An 18,140-nucleotide genomic window follows, 5' to 3' on the forward strand; every position below is an offset into this window, starting at 1 on the left:
TAATCAGCGAGTCAGCTTGGGAAGAAATGACCTGCTTATTCGCACCTTCCCTAACATTTTCATTATCAGCGATGCGGTGACAATCCCCTGTTTAATTGAGGCTGCCAGGTACAATATTTTATCCCTGCGCGCCTCAATGTCTTTGAGATTCAGGCTGGTTGTTGATATGACGGACTGTTTCCCGGAATAACGCTCGGCCTTTTGATGAATAACCAGCCGCTTCTCATGAATATCCCGGATCCTTGGCGAAAAAGAGAATCCCAGCAGATGCATCAGGGTGAAAACATGCTCAGTGAAGCCCGCTGTATCGGTGTAATGTTCGGTAATTTTCAGATCACTTTCGCATTGCCGCCCGCCGTGACAATATCGGCGGCGAGCGCCTCCAGTTCCGTCTGGCTGCCAGCATGGCGTTGGCACCTATCTCCGCCAGCCGCAGGGCGGCCTCGTGGCCGAAACAACTCGACATGCCAGTGATGACAATCGTGGCGTTTTGCAGACAATTTTTTGCATAACCACACCTCCGGAAACAGAAACCAACGAGTCTTGCGAGCATCAGCTGCACGCCTGCAAGTAATATAACCTCCGGGTCCAGTTGCAGAACACCGAACAGACTAACAAAACGTAGGTGCCAGTTTGCTCTGGCGAAACGGGGTTTAACCTAAAACCGCGGTGGGGAGAAAACCTGCGCCAGGCCAGGCGGCCTGGCGCGAAAATCGCACGCTAACCCTCTTTACCAAAGCCAGTTTGCTGGATAAGCATCAGCATAACGCTGTTGACCCAGCCGTGAGCCAGGCTCTGGCGGTCACTCGCCACGTCAACACGTACCAGTTGCTCTTTGCTGACCGGCGCGGCGGAGATGCCTTCGATCACTACCCGGTACCAGACGGCGGCGGGACGGAGTTCGTTGGCGGGCGCAACCGGGTTCAGCGCCACCGGGCCGCCGTGACTCTGCGCCAGCATCAGATTAGGCAGACGGCGGATGGCGTCGTGGTCGATGGTCACTACCGCGCCTGCGAGCGGCTGCCAGCGGCCCTGCTGATAAACCCGCGCCGTCGCGCCGTCGCGCAGGCGGGCCAGGTCGGTTTCGCTGACCAGCGCCTTCACGCGCCAGCGGTGGGTGTCGATCACGCTTGCGATGCGGGTGCCAGGCGAGACCCAACTGCCGGGGCGCAGGGTCTGCTCAACGTCATGCACCACGCCATCCTCCAGCGCCACCAGCTGGAGCCGCTGAAGCTCAACGGCGCTGGCCCGCTGTTGAATGGCGTACTGGCGCGCCATCTGGTCAGCGACCACCTGCTTCGCCGCGCCGTTTTTATCGAGCGCCATCGCGCCGCGGGCGCTGGTCTGCCACGCCTGGCTTAGCGCCAGCGCCTTATCCTGCTCGTCCGCCGGGACGGGGGCCACCAGTTCAAACAGCTTCTGGCCCGCCTTGACCTGCTGGCCTTCCTGCACCAGCACCTTGTCAAGCTGGGCGGCATAGGGCGTGTAAACCGGCTGTGCCACGCCCGCCTCCATCACGCCGTGCAGGGAGACCTGCCCGGACCAGGGCAGAAAGACCGAAAGCCCCAGCACGAGTGCGACGGCGACAAGGCGCAGCAGGCGCGCCGGAGCGATTTCCCGGCGGCGCGCGCGCCAGATTTTGAGTTCGCGAAACATCGGTTGCACCACAAAAGTGACTATCTCAATAAAAAACAGCACCAGCCCGAGCGCCTTAAAAAAGGCGTTGTAGACCACCAGCGCGATGCCGACGAACAGCAGTAGCCGGTAAACCCAGGTGGCGAAGGCGAAAAGGGTGAGGAAGCGGGCAAAGGCGGGCGAGACGTTATCCGGGATCGGATCCTCAAGCCCCAGCAGGTGCCAGCGCAGCCAGCGCTTCGCCCAGTTGCCCGCCCGTTCGTGCAGGCCAGGGTAGTCCAGCGTATCGCTGAGAATAAAGTAGCCGTCAAAGCGCATAAACGGGCTGGCGTTCACCGCCACCGTCAGCACCCAGGCGGTGGTGGCGAGAAAGAACAGCGCGCCTTTAACGTTGCCTTCCGGCGCGAAGCTCCAGAACAGCGTCGCCCAGGCCGCCAGCATCAGCTCGGCCATAATGCCCGCGCTGGCGATGGAGAGCCGGTGGCGGGACTGCGACAGCTTCCAGCTCTCTCCGGTATCGGTGTAGGCCATCGGCCACATCACCAGCAGCGCCACCCCCATATGGCCGACGCGTACGCCGTAGCGGGTCGCCATAAAGGCGTGCCCCAGTTCGTGCCAGCATTTGGAGAGGATCAGCGCCACCGCGAAGGCCAGCGCCCCGTTCCAGCTCAGGGCGCCGTGCAGCGCGGCCTCGACGTTATCCCACTGGCGCGCGGCCAGAACGACGCCTGCCAGCGCGGCGACGGCGGTCAGCAGTAGAAACGGCGCGCTGAAAAGCCACTCCACCCACGGCAGCATGCGGCGCAGGGCTTTCTCCGGGCGCACCAGCGGCAGGCGGATAAACAGGTAGCCGTGCAGAATACGCCGCCAGAGCGAGCCGCGCGCTTTGAACGCGCCGCGGCGCAGCAGCTGTTGCTGCTGTAAAAAGCCCAGGAACTGCAACACATCCTGTTCGTCCACCGTCATGGTGGTCTCCTGGCTGATGCTGTCGGCAATCGCCTGCGGCGCGCCGAGCGGCCAGCGGCGCAGCATCTCCAGCTCCAGCCAGCCCAGGCGGAAATAGAGGTTGCGCACCGGGTCGGCCAGATGCCAGGCGGGCGAGCCGTCGCGGTTGTTGCCCGCCGGGTGAATTTTTAGCTCGTCGCGCAGCGGCGGCAGCGGCTGCGGCTGCGCAAGAGCTGTCCCGCCCGCAGGCGGGAGCGTCGCGGCTGTTTGCATATCAGAATCCACACCAGGCGCGCAGCGTCGCCAGCGGACGACGGAAAATCAGATAACCGAGCAGGCTCCAGTCGCCGGAGACGCGGGCCGTGCCCTGCAAGCCGATACGGGCGGCGCTGGACGGGTCGGTTACGGTGCCGCGCAGCAGGTAGCTCGCGACGCCGTTCGGCGCTTCCACCGTCTCGTAACCGGCGTAATCCAGCCGCGCGGTCAGCGGGTGCAGCGGGGCGACCTTAAGAAATACGGTCATCGCCGCGTGCGGGTTCAGGTTGGTGGATTCCGCCGCAGGCGCCCAGGCGCGCACGCCGAGCTTCGTCGGGTCCGCCAGCAGGCCGATGCGCTCGCCGGTCTGTACCGGACGGCCCGCCCAGTCGTCCGGGTCGGTGTAGACAAACACGCCGCTGCTGTGGGCGCGGATCGACAGCTTCTCCAGCTCGCGCTGCAACGAGGCAACCTGCACCTTTTGCTCGCGCCATTTGCCTTCGGTCAGAGCCAGTTCCGCACGGGCGTTCGGGTCTTCAATCGCCTGCTGAGACGCCTGATGCATATTGACGGTGGCGGTCGCCAGCTCCGCCTGAGCAATGGCGAGACGGTTTTTTAGAGTCGTATCATCCAGCTCCGCCAGCACCTGTCCGGCCACGACCGGCGTGTTCGGCGGCACCTTCATCTGGTGAATCACCCCGTCGCTCGGCGCGGCGATCACTTCGCTGTTAAGCGAAATTACCTCGGCGGGCACCAGCGTGTATTCCCGAATCGGGATCAGCATAACCAGCAGCAGAAGCAGCAACACGAGACCCGCGCGTCGGCGCACCGTGGCGGGCAGCAGCCGTTGCAGGCGAGAAGGCCGCGCCACCAGCGCCCACCAGGCGTAGCCGTACAGGTTCGCCAGCTGGAGCAGGGCGTATTCGGGGCTTTCGACGCCAAGCTGCGTCGGCCACGGGGTATCGCGGGCCAGCAGCAGCAGGGCGTGCAGCTTGCCGTCCGGGCCGGTCAGCGCCAGCACCCAGACGTGGCCCGGCAGCCATTCGTCCCACTCGCGCGCCAGCGACTCGCTCAGCATTTCCGGCGACAGCGGCATCACGCGGGCGGTTTCCGGCAGCGCGGCGCAGCGCGGCGCGATGTCGCAGGCAACGGCGGCAAGCCACAGCGCGTAGGGGGTATTGCGGTCGGTGTCGCTCAGGCCGGAGTGCGCCGCAAGCTGGGCGCGCCCGGTGGCGGAAACGGCGAGCAGCGCCGCCTGGCGATACTCCACCAGCGAGCGGGTATCGTTACACATCACAAAACCCAGCTCTTCGGGGCTGCGCGCCGCTTTCACGCGCGCCGCGAGAGAATAGAACAGGGCGATGCTCACGAGTTGGTCGTCCCGCTCTGGCACTGCGCCGCCGCTTTCGGGCAGACTGGCGTCGCGCGGCCGCTCATGCCGGGCAGTACGTCCTGGGCGTCGCTGCCAAATTCCGCTTCAATCTCAATCGTCTGGCTCACGGCGTCCACGCGGCCGCTGATGTGGGTGACGGTCATCGGGTAATGCTTGCCGGTTTCACCCACCACCGCGTCAAGCTGCGCGCCGGGCGCAAGCCAGGTGGTCCAGCCTGACGGCACGTTGAGGCGCGCCTTGCGGGTGCCGTTGCTTACAAGATCGATAACCTGCGCGCCTGCGCCGACGCCCTGGCCCTCTTTGACGTAAATACGCGCCACGCGGCCGTCGAACGGCGCGGTAAAGCGGCACTGCGCCAGCTGCGCTTCAAAGATTTTGATCTGGCTGCGGGTGCGGTTCACGTCGGCGGCGGCAAGGCCAACCTCCAGCGCGCCTGCGGAATGCAGACCCTGCAATTTCGCCTTCGCTTCATATTTGATCTGCGCGGCGCTGTACTCGGCGTCTGCCGCGTCGCGACGGGCTTTCAGCTCGCTACAGTCCAGCGTCACCAGCAGTTTGCCTGCCTTGACCGTATCGCCCAGCTCAACGTTGACCTGCGACACGCGCCCGGCCACCACGCTTGATAGCGGGCTTTCCTGGTTGGCCATCACCAGAAAACGCACCGGCGCGGCGCCGTTGTCGGCGGTGGCGTCAGGCGCGCTCTCAGGCGCTGCGGCAACGGCCGCATCCGGCGTTGCGACTGCCCCCGCCGCAGCGGGGGTTGGGTCGGCGGCGAAGGCGCTGGCGCACAGCGCCAGGCCCGTCAGCGGCATGAGCGCGCGGACGCTGCGCCAGCCTTCGTTCACGTTGTTCATAACTGTTCCTGTTATTAAGGGTTACTTGCCGTCATCACGCCGGTGTCGCCTGCCGCTTTATGCAGGTCGGACACCACGGAGAGCGCGGCGGCTTCTGCCAGCGCGCTGACCGAACGGGTGTTGACGTCATTCGGCAGATAGCTGGTGTATTTCTGGTAGGCGACCTGCGCGCCCTGGGCGTTATAGACCGCCATTTCCCACACGCCGCGCTGCGAGCCTGACGCGCGTTCAAGGTTGAGGTTCATTTGCAGTTTCACGCTGTCGGCGCCGTTGCCCTGCACCAGCTGGTTGGCGGCCAGCACATGGGTGACCGACTGATAAATCGCGCTCTTGTTGACGCCCGCTGGCAGGCGGCCCAGGGTGACGCTGACCGGATGGCGGGAAACTACCGCGTCGGCGCTCTGGGTGAAGACCTGCTTCTCGCCCGCCACCAGGCTCTGGTTGATTTCACGCGACAGGGTCGGCAGATCGCTGCTGGTCACCTTTTCCGGCAGCAGGTCGATGCCTACCGAGTTCAGCACGCGGCCATAGGCGGACTGCGCCTGCGCGTAGGAGGCGGCTTCCTGGAAGCGGGAGACGATGGAGCGCGCCTGGGTGCGCAGGGATTCCAGGTCGCTTGAGAGCGAGTTGTCGGAACCGGCGCGGGAGATGCTCGCCAGACGCTGGTCGACGCGGGCGGACTCCTGGGCTATCTGGTAGTCGTACACCGCGAGCTTGTAGCGCTCAACCGAGACGCGCACCTGAGTCAGCACCGCCATGCTCAGCGCCATACGGCGGGCATTGTCGGTGGCCAGGCGCGCGTCGTTGGTGCGGCTGATGGCCGGCGCGCTCAGCAGCTTGAACAGGTTCATGGAAACGCCCACGCCGCCCTGCACCCAGCTGTTGTTGTAGAGGTAGCTGTTGGAGTCGTAGCTGATGCCGCCGAACAGATTCAGGTTCGGGAACAGCGAGGCGATCTGGCGTTTAGTTTCCAGCACGTCGATGCGGGTTTTGTAATCTTCTTCACGCAGCTCTGGGCGGCGTTCCAGCGCCATCTGCTCAAGCGTATCAAGCTGGCTTGGCACGCCGGAAAGCGCCGGATTGGCGACGTCCTGTAAGGTGAAGTCGGTGGTGGACGGCAGGTTCAGCAGGGCGGCCAGCTCGCTTTTCGCCATCTGCATCTCCTGGCGCTTCTGGTTCAGCAGCGCCACCGCGTCGAGCAGGGCGCGCTGGTACTCCAGGCCCTCGACCGGCGGCAGAATGCCTGCGCGCTCCGCTTCGCGGGTTTTCTCAAGCGCGGTCTGGATCTCTTCGGCCAGCGGCTGCGCTTCGCTCAGCAGACGCTGTGCGCCCAGCGCGCGCCAGTACGCGTCGCGCACCTCCTGGACAATATTCTGCAATACCTTGCGGCGACGCTCTTCGGCGATGTTGACGTTATCCGCCTGCTGCTTCGCGCGGTAGTAGCTCATGCCGAAATCGAGCACGTCCCAGGAGAAGGTGGCGTCGGCCAGCAGGTGCTCGCGCTCTTCAGAGGTGGACGGACGCAGGCTGACGACCCGGTCTTCGATACCGACGCTGGTGCCGCCGGAATCGTTGTCGCGCCAGCGGTAGCCGGCATCGGTCATCAACTTCGGCAGCATATCCTGCTGGGAGATATCCAGGATGCCGCGCGACAGGGCGGTTTCCATCATCTTCAGGCGGTAGTCGAGGTTGTATTTCAGCGCGCGGGCCATGGCGTCTGACAGGGTCAGCGGACCAGAGACCGGCTGCTGGTCGCGGTACATGGCGGCGCGGTCGGCGCTGACGCGCGCGCCGATTTCATCCTGGGTCAGCGGTTCAGGTTTAATGGTGCCGCAACCGCTTAACAGCAGCGCGGAAACCAGTGCGGCGACAGGGGCGAGCAGAGGCGCGGAACGTACGGCAGTCGGGGTTACGGCAGTTAAAGTCGTCATCATTGTTATGCTTAAAGTGTTGAGTTAACAATCCGGCGGCGCGGCGCCGCCGGTGTAAAAGGTTTTTGGAGTTGCGCGATTAACGATGCGGTGTGGCGCCTCCCACGGTGACCGGTTCTGGCGCGGCGACGCGGTTACGGGCCAGCGCGTCGACCTGCGCCGCCAGTGACGGCGCGCCTGGTCGGGCGGCGGCTTGCGGCACGATCACCACGCCCGGCGCGGCGGCGTGAGCCTGCTTCGCATCAGGGGTTTTCTCGCCGCGCTCCTGCTGCACGGTGGTTCTTTCGTTGATGCGCTCGTTAAGCGGCGGACGTTCCGGCGCGTTTTCCAGCACGGGCGCAGGCTGTACGGATTTATTCAGCGAGAAGTGGCTGAAGTGATCGCCCAGCAGCTGCGAACCGATACCGGTGGCGGCTAAGGTGTTCACCACGCTGCGTTGCAGCGTGGTGTTTACCCAGCGGGTAAAGAGAATGCCGTCTTCCAGCACCGGCGTGCCGTTGTCATTCATGCCGCGGCCCAGCTCGGTAATTTTGCGGTTCAGCTCCACCTTGCGAGAGAACTGGTCGCTGTACACGCCGTAGATGGCGGGCAGGATAAACAGACCCGGCGAATACGGCTGATCGAGCGACAGCTCGTAGTTGGTGTAGTAGCTCGGGAAGTGCTGATCGCCTGTGCGTACCGACTGCGGCGGCGTCACGCCGTGAATAACGATGGTCAGCTGCGCCTGGCTGGTATTGCCGTCGGCGTCGGTAATGGTGTAAGTGAACACCTCGCTCAGGGTGGCGTTGGCGTCCAGCGACGCCACGCGGCTGTTGCTGCGGTTCAGCACATAGCTGTAGTTGCCGCGGGCGTCGAGCGTCAGGGCGCCGAACTCGCCCAGGCTTACGCCGCCGACCGCGCCCGCGCGGTTGAGGTTCACGGAGGAAATCGCGCTCACCGGGCCGCCCGCCGCGGCGCCGTCTGCGCCGATAGCGTCGTTGCTAAAGACGTTGCCCGACGCCGCCTGCTGGCCGCGATCCTGGTCGATGCTGTTGTCGTCCGCTGCCGCGACCGGCGCGTCGTTGAGAATATTGACGCGCAGCAGGCCCGGCGCGCGGGTCTGCTGGCCGTTGACGGAGAACCGAATCTCTTCGCGGGTGGTGGATTCGCCCGGCTGGTTAACCGCCTGGGTCAGCGTGAAGCGGTATTGCAGCGTCGCGCGGCCTTCGCCGTCCACCTGGAAACCGGTGAGCGACAGCACGCCGTCCGGCGTTGCGATATCCACTGGCGCCTGGGCGCTCAGCGCCTGGAGCTGCGCAAGCGTCAGGGTCTGGCCGCCAATGGTCAGGCTTTCCACCGGCTCCAGCGACAGTACGGCCATCGCGCCCGTGGTGGTTTGCGCGCCGCTGGCCGTATCGACCAGACCTGCCTCTTTCACCCACGCCTCGGCTACGGGGTTCACCAGCAGGCGCAGTTTGCCCGTGGCGGTGCCGCCGTCGTTGCCGTCGCTCAGGGTGTAGTTCAACACTGGCGTAAAGCCGGACCAGCCGCTTGCCGGGGTAAACAGATAGCTGCCGTCGCGGTTAACCACCAGCGTGCCCTGGCCCGGGATCGTAATGATGTCCCCCGGCGCGTAGGTCGCGCCGCCGACGGTGATCTCCGCCACGTGCAGCGGGTCGCTGTCCGCGTCGCGGTCGTTGGTCAGCAGATTGCCGCTGACCGGCGTTTCCGGCAGGGTGCTCGCTTTATCCGCCACCGCGACCGGCGGGGTGTTGGTGACCTCAAGCGTGACCTGGGCGGTTTCGGTGACGCCGCCGCTGGTGACGGTATAGGTGAAGGTATCCTGGCCGACATAACCCGTATTCGGCTGGTAGACCACCTTGCCGTTTTCAATGGTCACCGTGCCGTGCGCGCCGTTGGTGACGCCGGTAATAGCGCGGTCGGCGTTACTGAAGCTGTCGTTGCCGAGCGCGTCAACGGTGACCGGGTCGCCTGCATGGGTGGTGGCGCGGTCATCTTTCACATCCACGACCGGCGTAACGGTGATAACGAGCAACGCGGTAGCGGTGCCGCCGTCGTTGCCGTCGCTGACCGTATAGGTCACCACCGGCGCCGTGCCGTTCCAGTCGGCGACTGGCGTGAAGCGGTAGCTGCCGTCGCGGTTAACGGTCAGCGCGCCGACGCCCGCCAGCTGGACGGTGTCGCCCGGCTGAGCAGTCTGGCCGCCGACGGTAAAGCCCGCAATGTGCAGCGGGTCGCCGTCCGGGTCGCGGTCGTTGGTCAGCAGTTCGCCGCCAATAGCGGTGTCTTCCGGCGTGGTGACGATTTCACCGTCGGCCACCGGCACGGTATTGGTCATCACGACGCTCACGGCGGCGGTTTCGGTGACGCCGCCGCTGGTGACGGTATAGGTGAAGGTGTCCTGGCCGACGTAGCCCGCGTTTGGCGTATAAACCAGCTGCCCGTTTTCAATAGCGACGGAGCCGTGCGCGCCCTGGGTCACGCCGGTAATGGCCTGGTCCGGGTTAACGAAGCGGTCGTTGCCGATCGCATCAATCGTCACCGGCACGCCTGCGTGGGTGGTGGCGCTGTCATCTTTCACGTCCGCTACCGGGGTGACGGTGATGGCGAGCGTCGCGGTAGCGGTGCCGCCGTCGTTGCCGTCGCTGACCGTGTAGGTTACTACTGGCGCCGTGCCGTTCCAGTCGGCGACTGGCGTGAAGCGGTAGCTGCCGTCGCGGTTAACGGTCAGCGCGCCGACGCCCGCCAGCTGGACGGTGTCGCCCGGCTGAGCAGTCTGGCCGCCGACGGTGAAGCTCGCGATAAACAGCGGATCGCCGTCCGCGTCACGGTCGTTGAGCAGCAGGTCGCCGCGCGCCTCGTAATCTTCCGGCGAAGCCACTGTCTCGCCCGTTGCGACCGGCACGCTGTTGGTCAGGGTGACGGTGACGTTGGCGGTTTCGCGAACGCCGCCGCTCTCCACGGTGTAGGTGAAGGTATCCTGGCCGACATAGCCTGCCACAGGACGATAAACCAGCTGGCCGTTTTCAATGGTCACCGAGCCGTGCTGGCCCTGATCCACATCGATAATCGCTTTGTCGGCATTGCTGAAACTGTCGTTATGCAGCGCATCGATAGTGACCGCAACACCCGCATGGGTGCTGGCCGTATCGTCCTTCGCGTCCGCCACCGGCGTTACGCTAAAGGCGAGCGTGGCGGTGGAGACGCCGCCGTCTTTGCCGTCGCTGATGGTGTAGGTCGCGGCAGGCGGCACGCCGTTCCAGTCGGCCACTGGCACAAAGGTGAAGCTGCCGTCGGCGCGGATCGTCAAATCGCCATAGCCTGCCAGCGTCGCGGTGTCGCCCGCGAGGTAGCGGGTGCCGCCGACGGTAAACTCCGTCACGGCGAGGGCGTCGCCATCGTCATCGTGGGCGTTAGTCAGCAGGTTCTGCGCCGCAGTGCTGTTAAGCGTGGTGTCTTCCGGCGTGGAAATCGTCGGTACGCTGGTCAGACGCGGCGCCACGTTGGTGACGTCCACGGTAACGGTCGCGGTTTCGGTTTTGCCGCCGCTGGTGACGGTGTAGTCGAAGGTGTCGCTGCCGACATAGCCCGCGTTCGGGCGGTAGACGAGCGTGTTGTTCTCAATCGTCACCGTGCCGTGGGCGGCAGCGGTGACGCCGGTAATCGTCTGGTCGCTGTTGCTGAAGCTGTCGTTGTCGAGCGCGTCGATCACCACCGGCACATCGGCATGGGTGCTGACGCTGTCGTTGACCGCATCCGCGATCGGGTTGACGGTAAGTAAGAGCGTCGCCACGCTAAATCCGCCGTTGCCGTCGCTTACCTGGTAAAGGATCGGCTGCACGGCGCCGTTCCAGTCGGCGACTGGCACAAAGGTATAGCTGCCGTCGGCGTTAATGGTCAGGTCGCCCATGCCTGCAAGCGTCGCGGTCTGGCCCGCCGCGTAAATCTGCGTACCGGTACTGAACTGCGTGATGGCAAGAGCATCATTGTCATCATCGCTGTCGTTAGCCAGCAACCCGGTGGCGGCGCTGCGCGTCAGGGTAGTGTCTTCCGCAGTCCACGTAAAATCATCGTGCGCCACCGGCGCAATGTTGGCGATGGTGACATTAACGGTCGCGGTTTCCGTTACGCCGCCGCTGGTGACGGTATAGGTAAAGCTGTCAGTGCCGTTAAAGCCCGCGTTCGGGGTATAAATCACCTTGCCGTTGTCGATAACCACGGAACCATAAACGCCCCGGGTGACCGCCGTGATCGCTTTATCGCTGTTGCTGAAGCTGTCGTTGCCCAGCACGTCGATGGTTTTCGCCTCGCCTGAATGGGTGGCGGCGGTGTCGCTCACCGCGTCCGCCACCGCTGTAATGCTCATGCTGATGCTCTGCGCCGTGCTCCAGTGGCTGGTCTGGCCGCTGTTGAAGGCGCTTTGCAGATCCTGCGTGCTGCCCGCGGCGCTGACGCCGGTATCGGCGGAACTGGTGCTGTCGGAGACGCGCACCGCCAGGCCGCCCGGCACCGCGCCGTTGTAGTCGGCCAGCGGCACAAAGCGCAGCTGGGTCGAGGCGAGCAGCACCAGCGCGTTGGTTTCGCTGTAGCTTGTGCCAAGCGCAGTCCAGGTCGTGCCGTTGGTAGAGTACTCCCAGTGGCCGAGGCTTGCGTCGGTGGTGTTGCCGACGATCGCCACATAGCCGATAGCGCCGCTGGCCTTGTCGCCGCCAGCAATTCCCGTCTGGTTGTCGGCGGCGTCGCTGTAGCTGCCAAGAATAGAGCTCAGCGTTTTGCCAACTGGCGTATCTTCCTGCATGGTCAGCGGCGTCGCGCTAATCGTCGGACGGTCGTTGACGTTAGTGACGCTGGTTGAGAGGGTGACCATCGCTGCGCTATAGCGTGAACTACTGTCGTTGGTTGCCGTTGATACAGTCTGGCCGCTGGTCAGCGACCCTGTCGTTGCGGTGGTGTCGCCGTTGTTGTTGGTTTCCACCAGACGTACTTTCAAGGCAGCAGGCGTCCCGAAGAAGTCAGCGGCAGGTACAAAGCGGACTTTGGCCGTTGCATCCAGCAGCAGGGCGTTGGCGTCGGTGCGGCTGCCAATGGCAGCCCAGGTCGTGCCGCCATCGGTGGAGTATTGCCATTCGCCCTGCGCGCTGTTGACTGACAGGTTAGTGATAGCCACGCCCCAGAAACTGTCAGCGCTGGTGCCGCCGGTTGCCGTAATGGACGCATTGTTGACCTGATCGTTCGGGTCCGAGAAGTTACCGGCAAACAGGTTGGCAATGGTGTCGCCGGTAATCGCTGCGGCGCTGGTGTCTTCGCTCACCGGGGCCAGCGTCTGGGTAGCGCCGCCCAGCACGACCGGGGCATCGTTCGACGGTTTCACGGTCACGCTAAAGGTACGGGTGGTGACCAGCGCGGCGGAGGTGTCATCGGCGTAGCTGATGTCGCCCGGGTTCGCGTTCGGGTTATTGCTGTCGCCGGTAAGCGTGGTCGGGCGGCTGCCGTGGTTGGCGTTATCGTTCACCACTACGGTGACGTTAAAGGTGCCGTTCCAGTCGGCGGCGGTGACGCCCGCGTTGGTCGGCAGGTTCACCGTCAGGTTAGCGAGGCGGCTGTTGATCTGCGAAAGCGTGCCGGTAAGTGTGAAGCTGGTGGTGTTGACGCCGCCCGCATTAACGGTGCCGCCCGTCCCGCCAATCGTTTTAAAGGTAAAGCCGCCCGGCAGAGTGACCGTCACTGTCAGGCTGGCGCTGTCGGCGTCCGGGTCCGCCACAGTAATGGCGGGCAGGGCGACGGTCGTTGAGCCTTCGTTGACTGACTTGTCCGTCACCGTGATGGTCGCCGGATCGTTGACGTCGCTTGGGAAGACGCTGCGCCATGCGGTACTGACGTTCTGGCTCAGGCCGGAAGGCAGCGCGCCGTAAGGGTCGATAGCCGTGGTCGGCACCGCCGCGACGCCGGTGACGGCATCGTTCTGGCCGCCGTTGGCGCTGTTGGCGCTTGTCAGGTTGCCAGAGGCGTCGCGCAGGCGATCGTCGGCAATCACTTCCACACGCCAGGCGTTATCGGCGTTCGACAGGGCGGAGCCGGTCATGGAGACGGTCAGCGCCGCCAGGTACGCGTTCACCTGGCTCAGCGTGCCGCGGATCACCAGTGCGGACTCGCTGCCGTTATAGACGCTGTCAATCGTCACGCCGGACGTTGTGTTGCCGGAGCTAATGGTGATGTCGGATACGCCGGCGTTACTGTACTGCGCGGCGGTCAGCGGCACGCCGCTGGCGTCGGTGATGCGCACCGTCACCTGCATAAAATCGGTTTCGCGGTCGGTGTAATCCGGGTCGGAAATCACAAAGCCGCCGACTTTGGTGCCGTCGACTACCGCCGGATTGCTGTTGAGGTAAACCGTACCGCCCGTTGCAGAGACAACCGGCGCGTCGTTCACCGGCACAATGGTGAGGTTCAGCGTCTGGTCGGCCGGGTCGGCCTGCACGGTGTCGCCGATATGCGAGTCGCCGTCGTCCAGATGCAGGGTGATGGTGACATCGCCCGCCGCTGCGCCGTTCAGGTCGTGGTTGACGTTGGCGCCGCTCTGCCAGGTGAGGCCGAGCGCCGCGTCGTTCAGCAGCGCTTCAATGTCGCTGGCGCGACCGGTCAGCGTCAGCGTGCCGGAGTTGTCGCCGGAAATCGTAACCGGCTGGCTGCCGGCGGCGCTGGCGGTGGCGCTGGTGTTCACGTCCGCGCCGCCGATGCCGAGGGTGCCGGACGGCGCGGTGATGGTGACGGTCACCGGCGTGCCGAAGGCGGCGGATTCGGTGTCCTGCACCACGATATTGCCGCCGATAAAGCTTGCCTGATCTTCATAAACGGTACGGTCCAGGTTGGTCACGGTCAGCGTGCCCGGATCGTTGATTTCCGAGGCGCGAATGGTGACAGACGCCGCGCTCAGGTTGCCGCTTTTTTCCGGTACGGAGGCGCTGTACCAGTTGTACTCGGTGGCGTCGACGGCGGTGGCCGCCGCGCCTCTGCCAGGCGTCGCGGGCTGGTTCAGCGTGCCGCCGTTAGCGCCTGCCGTCAGCGTGCCGCTTGCGTCGCGCAGGCGGTCATCGGCGATAGTCTGCACCTGATAGGTGGCGTTGCGGTCGGTTCTGAAGGTCACCGTCAGGCCCGCCAGCGCCGCGTTCACCTGGGCGCGGGTGCCGCTCAAGACCAGATAGTCGTGCTGGCCGCCGTGGGCGGTAGAGATCGTCGCGCCGCTGCCGGTCGCGTAACCCAGGGTCACGTCGCTGTATTCGCTGGCCACGAAGGCGCTGCCGTCCGCATGCAGCAGACGCACGGTCACCTGCAAATAATCGCTCTCGCCATCGGTCACTCTGTCTGTCAGATCCCCATCTTTGACCGAGAAGCCCGGCAGGGCGTTGCTCGTCGCCGTGGCGCTGGCGATGTTCTTGATGCCCGACGGCGCGGTCACTTCCGGCGCGTCGTCGGTCGGGCGGGTGTAGATCCAGAACGCGTTGCCGGTCTGCTCTTTGTCGCCGTCAGAAATCGTGAAGGTGAACTTATCGTCCGGGGTGGCGGGTTCGCTGTTGCCGCTGCCTTCGGTGCCGTCGTTCAGGTAGTAAATGTACCCGTTCGCCACATCCTGCTGGGTGAAGGAGGAGCCTTTGCCGATGGGGCTGAAGTTCACACCATCTTTGGAATAGGCCAGGGTGCCGTGGGTCGGCGCGCCGGTGATGGTGTACTGCAGCTGCATTGAGCTGCTGTCGGAATCGTAGGCTTGCAGCATGGCGCTGGTTATCTGGCCATAGCTTCCTTCGGTGACGTACAGCGGGTTGTTGACTGGCGTGCCGCCAATCAGGTTCGGCGAGCCTGCGGTCACCGTCGGGTCGGCCTGGGTCGGGTCTTTGGCGATCTGCGGCGCGTCGTTGACGTTAGTTATCTGGATTTTCACCGTCGCGTCGCTGGCGGAGGTGGCGCCCCAGCGGTCGGTGGCCGATACGGTAAAGGTGGTGGAGCGCACTTCCGAGCCGTCGCTGACGAAGCGCAGCCCGGTGGTCGAGGCGCTGGCGGTAAGCAGCGAGGCGTTGAGCGTCTGGCCGACGGTAACGTCAACCCACTGCGAGCCGTTGTAGTATTGCAGCGTGCAGCCGTCCGGCAGCGTTTTGATGGTGAACGTCAGGGCGTTGGCGCCGGTCGCGTCGTTGTTATAGGCGTAATTGTTGGCGCTGGCGCTGCCGTCTTTGATCGTCGCGCTCTCTTCCAGCCCGTTGCCGCTGTTGGCGTCGTCCGGGTCGCTTATCGCTATCTGGCCGGTGGTCAGGTAAGCGGTTTCGCCTTCGGCGATGACGGTGGAGGAGGAGCCGGTCACCACCGGCAGATCGTTCACTGGCGTGACGTAGATGTTCAGCGTCGGCGTCCAGATATTGGTCACCGGGTTGCCGTTGGCATCGAGCGTGGTCAGACCCGCCGAGACAGAGAACGCCGCGGCGTAGACAAAGGTCTCTCCGCCGTCGTGCTGGAAGCGAATATTGCCGCTGTCGAGGTCGGCCTGCGTAAAGGTGGCATATTCGCCGAGCGTCACCCAGCTGCCGCCGACATTTTTTTGCAGCTCGCCGCCTCTTGCGCCGTTCGAGAAACCGAGGAAGGTATAGACCACCTGCGAGGCGTCCACGCCCGTGGCGGTGTAGCTCAGGCCCGGCACGCTTGAGAAGTCGCCGCTGGTGCCGTTCAGCACGAGGGTGCCGCCTTCTTCTACTTCGCCGCGGGCGTTGCCGGAGGTGAAGTCCACGCCCGCCCAGGTGGAGTCGCGGTTGGTGATGGTGGTGACGCGAGCCGGGATCGTGCCGGGACCGCCGCCCGTGACCACCGCAAGGCCGATGGTAAAGGTAAAGCTGGTCAGCGTTTCGGTGCCCGGCGTGTACACCCCGCCGATGCGGCTGTAGGTCGTGCCGTCGGCGTTCCAGCGCAGCGCAGCGGTGTTGTCCACCACCACAAAGTTGAAGCTGTCGGTGTCACCCGACGCGCTGGCGCTGGCGTACTGCACGTACTGCACTTTGCCGTCGACGATATCCTGCATGGTGAAGGTGCCGCCGTTTTGCAGGCGGTAGCCGTCCAGCGTCAGGTAACCGTGGGTGAGCTTGCTGTCGTCAACGATAAAGCTGAGGTGGTTATCGGTGGAATCCACGTCGCTTGCGCCGATCATCGCAGACGTAAGGGTGACGGCGTTCGCCAGATCGTCCACCTGCGCGTGCAGCGTTACGTTGTCCAGAGTCGGGTCGTCATCCACCGGGCGCACGGTCAGGGTAATGGTGCCGTCGGTGCTGGCCGGCACGCCGGTGCCGCCGCCCTGGTCGGTGACGCGTACGCCAAAGCTGTCGGTGCCCTGGTTTTCACTGCCGTCGTTAGCATAGGTCAGCAGATTGCGATCGGCATAGTCAAAGGTCTGGCCGACGGTGACGGCGACGCCGTTAAACCAGAGCGTGCCGTGGGTCGGCAGGGCGGTAATGGTGAGAGTCAGCGTTGTGTCGCCCGGATCGCCGCCGCCGTCCGCCTCTATATACTGGCCGACGTTGCCGGTGTTGACCGCATTGTTGGGCTGGCCTTCAAAGACCACGCCGCTGCCGCTAAGGATCGGCGCCTGGTTCTGCGGGGTAATGTTCAGCGTGACGTGGACGGTATCGGACTGCGCCTTCGGCGTCGCGCCGTCGTTGATGACCGCCGTAAAGCCGTCGGCGGCGTTCTGGTCTGCGCCCGTGGCGGTGTGGACATACTTCACCTTGCCGTCGATCAAATCCTGCTGGGTAAAGATAGAGCCGACGCCCATCCGGTCGCCGTTCAGCGTCAGATAGCCATACTGCGGCGGGTCGGTCAGATCATAGACAATCTGCACGGGCTGCTGGGTGCCCGCCGTTACTTCCGCATCGATGGCGTTAAGGGTCACGGTGGTGATGACGCTGCCGCCCGATTCGATCTCCGGCACGTTCTGGGTGGCGTCGGCCACGCTTACCGGGTCGTTAGACGGGGTCACGGTCACATCGATGGATTTGCTGGTGCTGACGCCCGCGCTGTCGCGCACCGTGACGTCCAGCTTGCCGCTGGCGGCGGTGTTGCCAAGCTCGACGTCAGCGGAGGTAAAGGTGATGCTGTTAAGCCAGGCCTGCGCTTTGCTGGCAGTGCCGGTCATGGTCAGCGAAGCGTTGCTGGTCTGGCTGTCGCTGAGTTTGCCGATGGCGCTGTTGCTCAGGCTCACCGTGACGGTGACGGTTTCGCTGGCGTCCGTGGTGCTGACCTGCCAGCCGCTGAGCGTGGCGGTATCGGCGCCTGCGGCGTTAAGGCTGCTCGGCTCGGCGACGGTGATGCCTTTTTCCGGCGCGGTGACTTCCGGCCCGGCCAGCAGACCGTCGTAATCAAAGGCGAAGGTTTTCGCTTCAATGCTGCCGGTATGGTTTTCCAGCACCCAGTCGCCGGAAAGCGCCGCGCTGCCGGTCATGTCGCTGGAGGCCGCCACGTCCGCCTGAGTCACTTCGGCGAAGCGGGTGATAAAGGCGTTATCCTGGGCGGAGACGTCGCAGCCGTAAAGCAGGATGTCGCCGCTGTCGCTAAGGCTTGCGCCGATAGCGCTGAGCTGTGAAGACCACGCCGAGAGGTTGTCCGCCGTCAGCACATCGGTGCCAAGCGTAATGGTGTCGGACGCGCCGTGGCTCAGAATATGAATGGCGGAAATATTGGTTTCGCCTTTCAGCGCGTCGGCAAGCTGGCTCAGACCCGAGCTGTTTTCATCGATAATCACCACCTGGCTGCCCTGCGGCACCTGGTCCACCAGCGACTGCCAGCCGGAGATATGCTGGTCTATTACATAGACTTCGCTGGCGGCGCTGCCCGGTTTTTCGCTTGCGGCGTCGGCTGTGGCGGCGTGGGGAATATCCAGCGCCTTCGCGGGTTCGGTGGCGCTTTCATGGTGCACCAGATCGCTTGCCGATGCCTCATGGATGGCGGTTTCAGCCAGAGCGGCTCCATCAAAAAGCTGGCGAGACTCAAGAGCAAAACGATGCGCACGCGGACGTAAACGACGGTTCTTTATTGTAGTCATAGGTTTACTGCTCTTAAAAAATAGAGTGACTGGATAAATATTCTGAGTTCAGC

At 64.3% G+C, this 18,140-nt stretch carries 5 protein-coding genes and 1 pseudogene; all 6 read right to left on the reverse strand.

The window, feature by feature from the left end; genetic code table 11:
- Positions 1 to 51 precede the first annotated feature (51 nt).
- Positions 52 to 342, reverse strand: a pseudogene (locus tag V6942_RS11140) (Tn3 family transposase); the annotation flags it as partial.
- Between the two features lie 378 nt (positions 343 to 720).
- Entirely contained in the window at positions 721 to 2,853 is a 2,133-nt protein-coding gene (locus tag V6942_RS11145; protein ID WP_232931567.1) for an HlyD family efflux transporter periplasmic adaptor subunit, read from the reverse strand.
- A gap of 1 nt (position 2,854) precedes the next feature.
- Positions 2,855 to 4,204: an efflux RND transporter periplasmic adaptor subunit gene (locus V6942_RS11150; protein WP_232931569.1), complete on the reverse strand. Its 1,350-nt coding sequence runs from the start codon at positions 4,202 to 4,204 to the stop codon at positions 2,855 to 2,857.
- On the reverse strand, positions 4,201 to 5,082 hold the full coding sequence (locus tag V6942_RS11155) for an efflux RND transporter periplasmic adaptor subunit (protein WP_001548177.1): 882 nt from the start codon (positions 5,080 to 5,082) through the stop codon (positions 4,201 to 4,203). The genes V6942_RS11150 and V6942_RS11155 overlap by 4 nt, the downstream gene beginning before the upstream one ends.
- Positions 5,083 to 5,096: 14 nt before the next feature.
- Entirely contained in the window at positions 5,097 to 7,013 is a 1,917-nt protein-coding gene (locus V6942_RS11160; protein ID WP_223596854.1) for a TolC family protein, read from the reverse strand.
- 79 nt (positions 7,014 to 7,092) lie between these two features.
- The gene (locus V6942_RS11165) at positions 7,093 to 18,087 is read right to left on the reverse strand and encodes an Ig-like domain-containing protein (RefSeq protein ID WP_232931571.1); all 10,995 of its coding nucleotides are present in this window, start codon (positions 18,085 to 18,087) and stop codon (positions 7,093 to 7,095) included.
- Positions 18,088 to 18,140 lie beyond the last annotated feature (53 nt).

Origin of the sequence: Kluyvera genomosp. 2 (assembly GCF_036759865.1) — a bacterium.
Classification (GTDB): domain Bacteria; phylum Pseudomonadota; class Gammaproteobacteria; order Enterobacterales; family Enterobacteriaceae; genus Kluyvera; species Kluyvera ascorbata_B.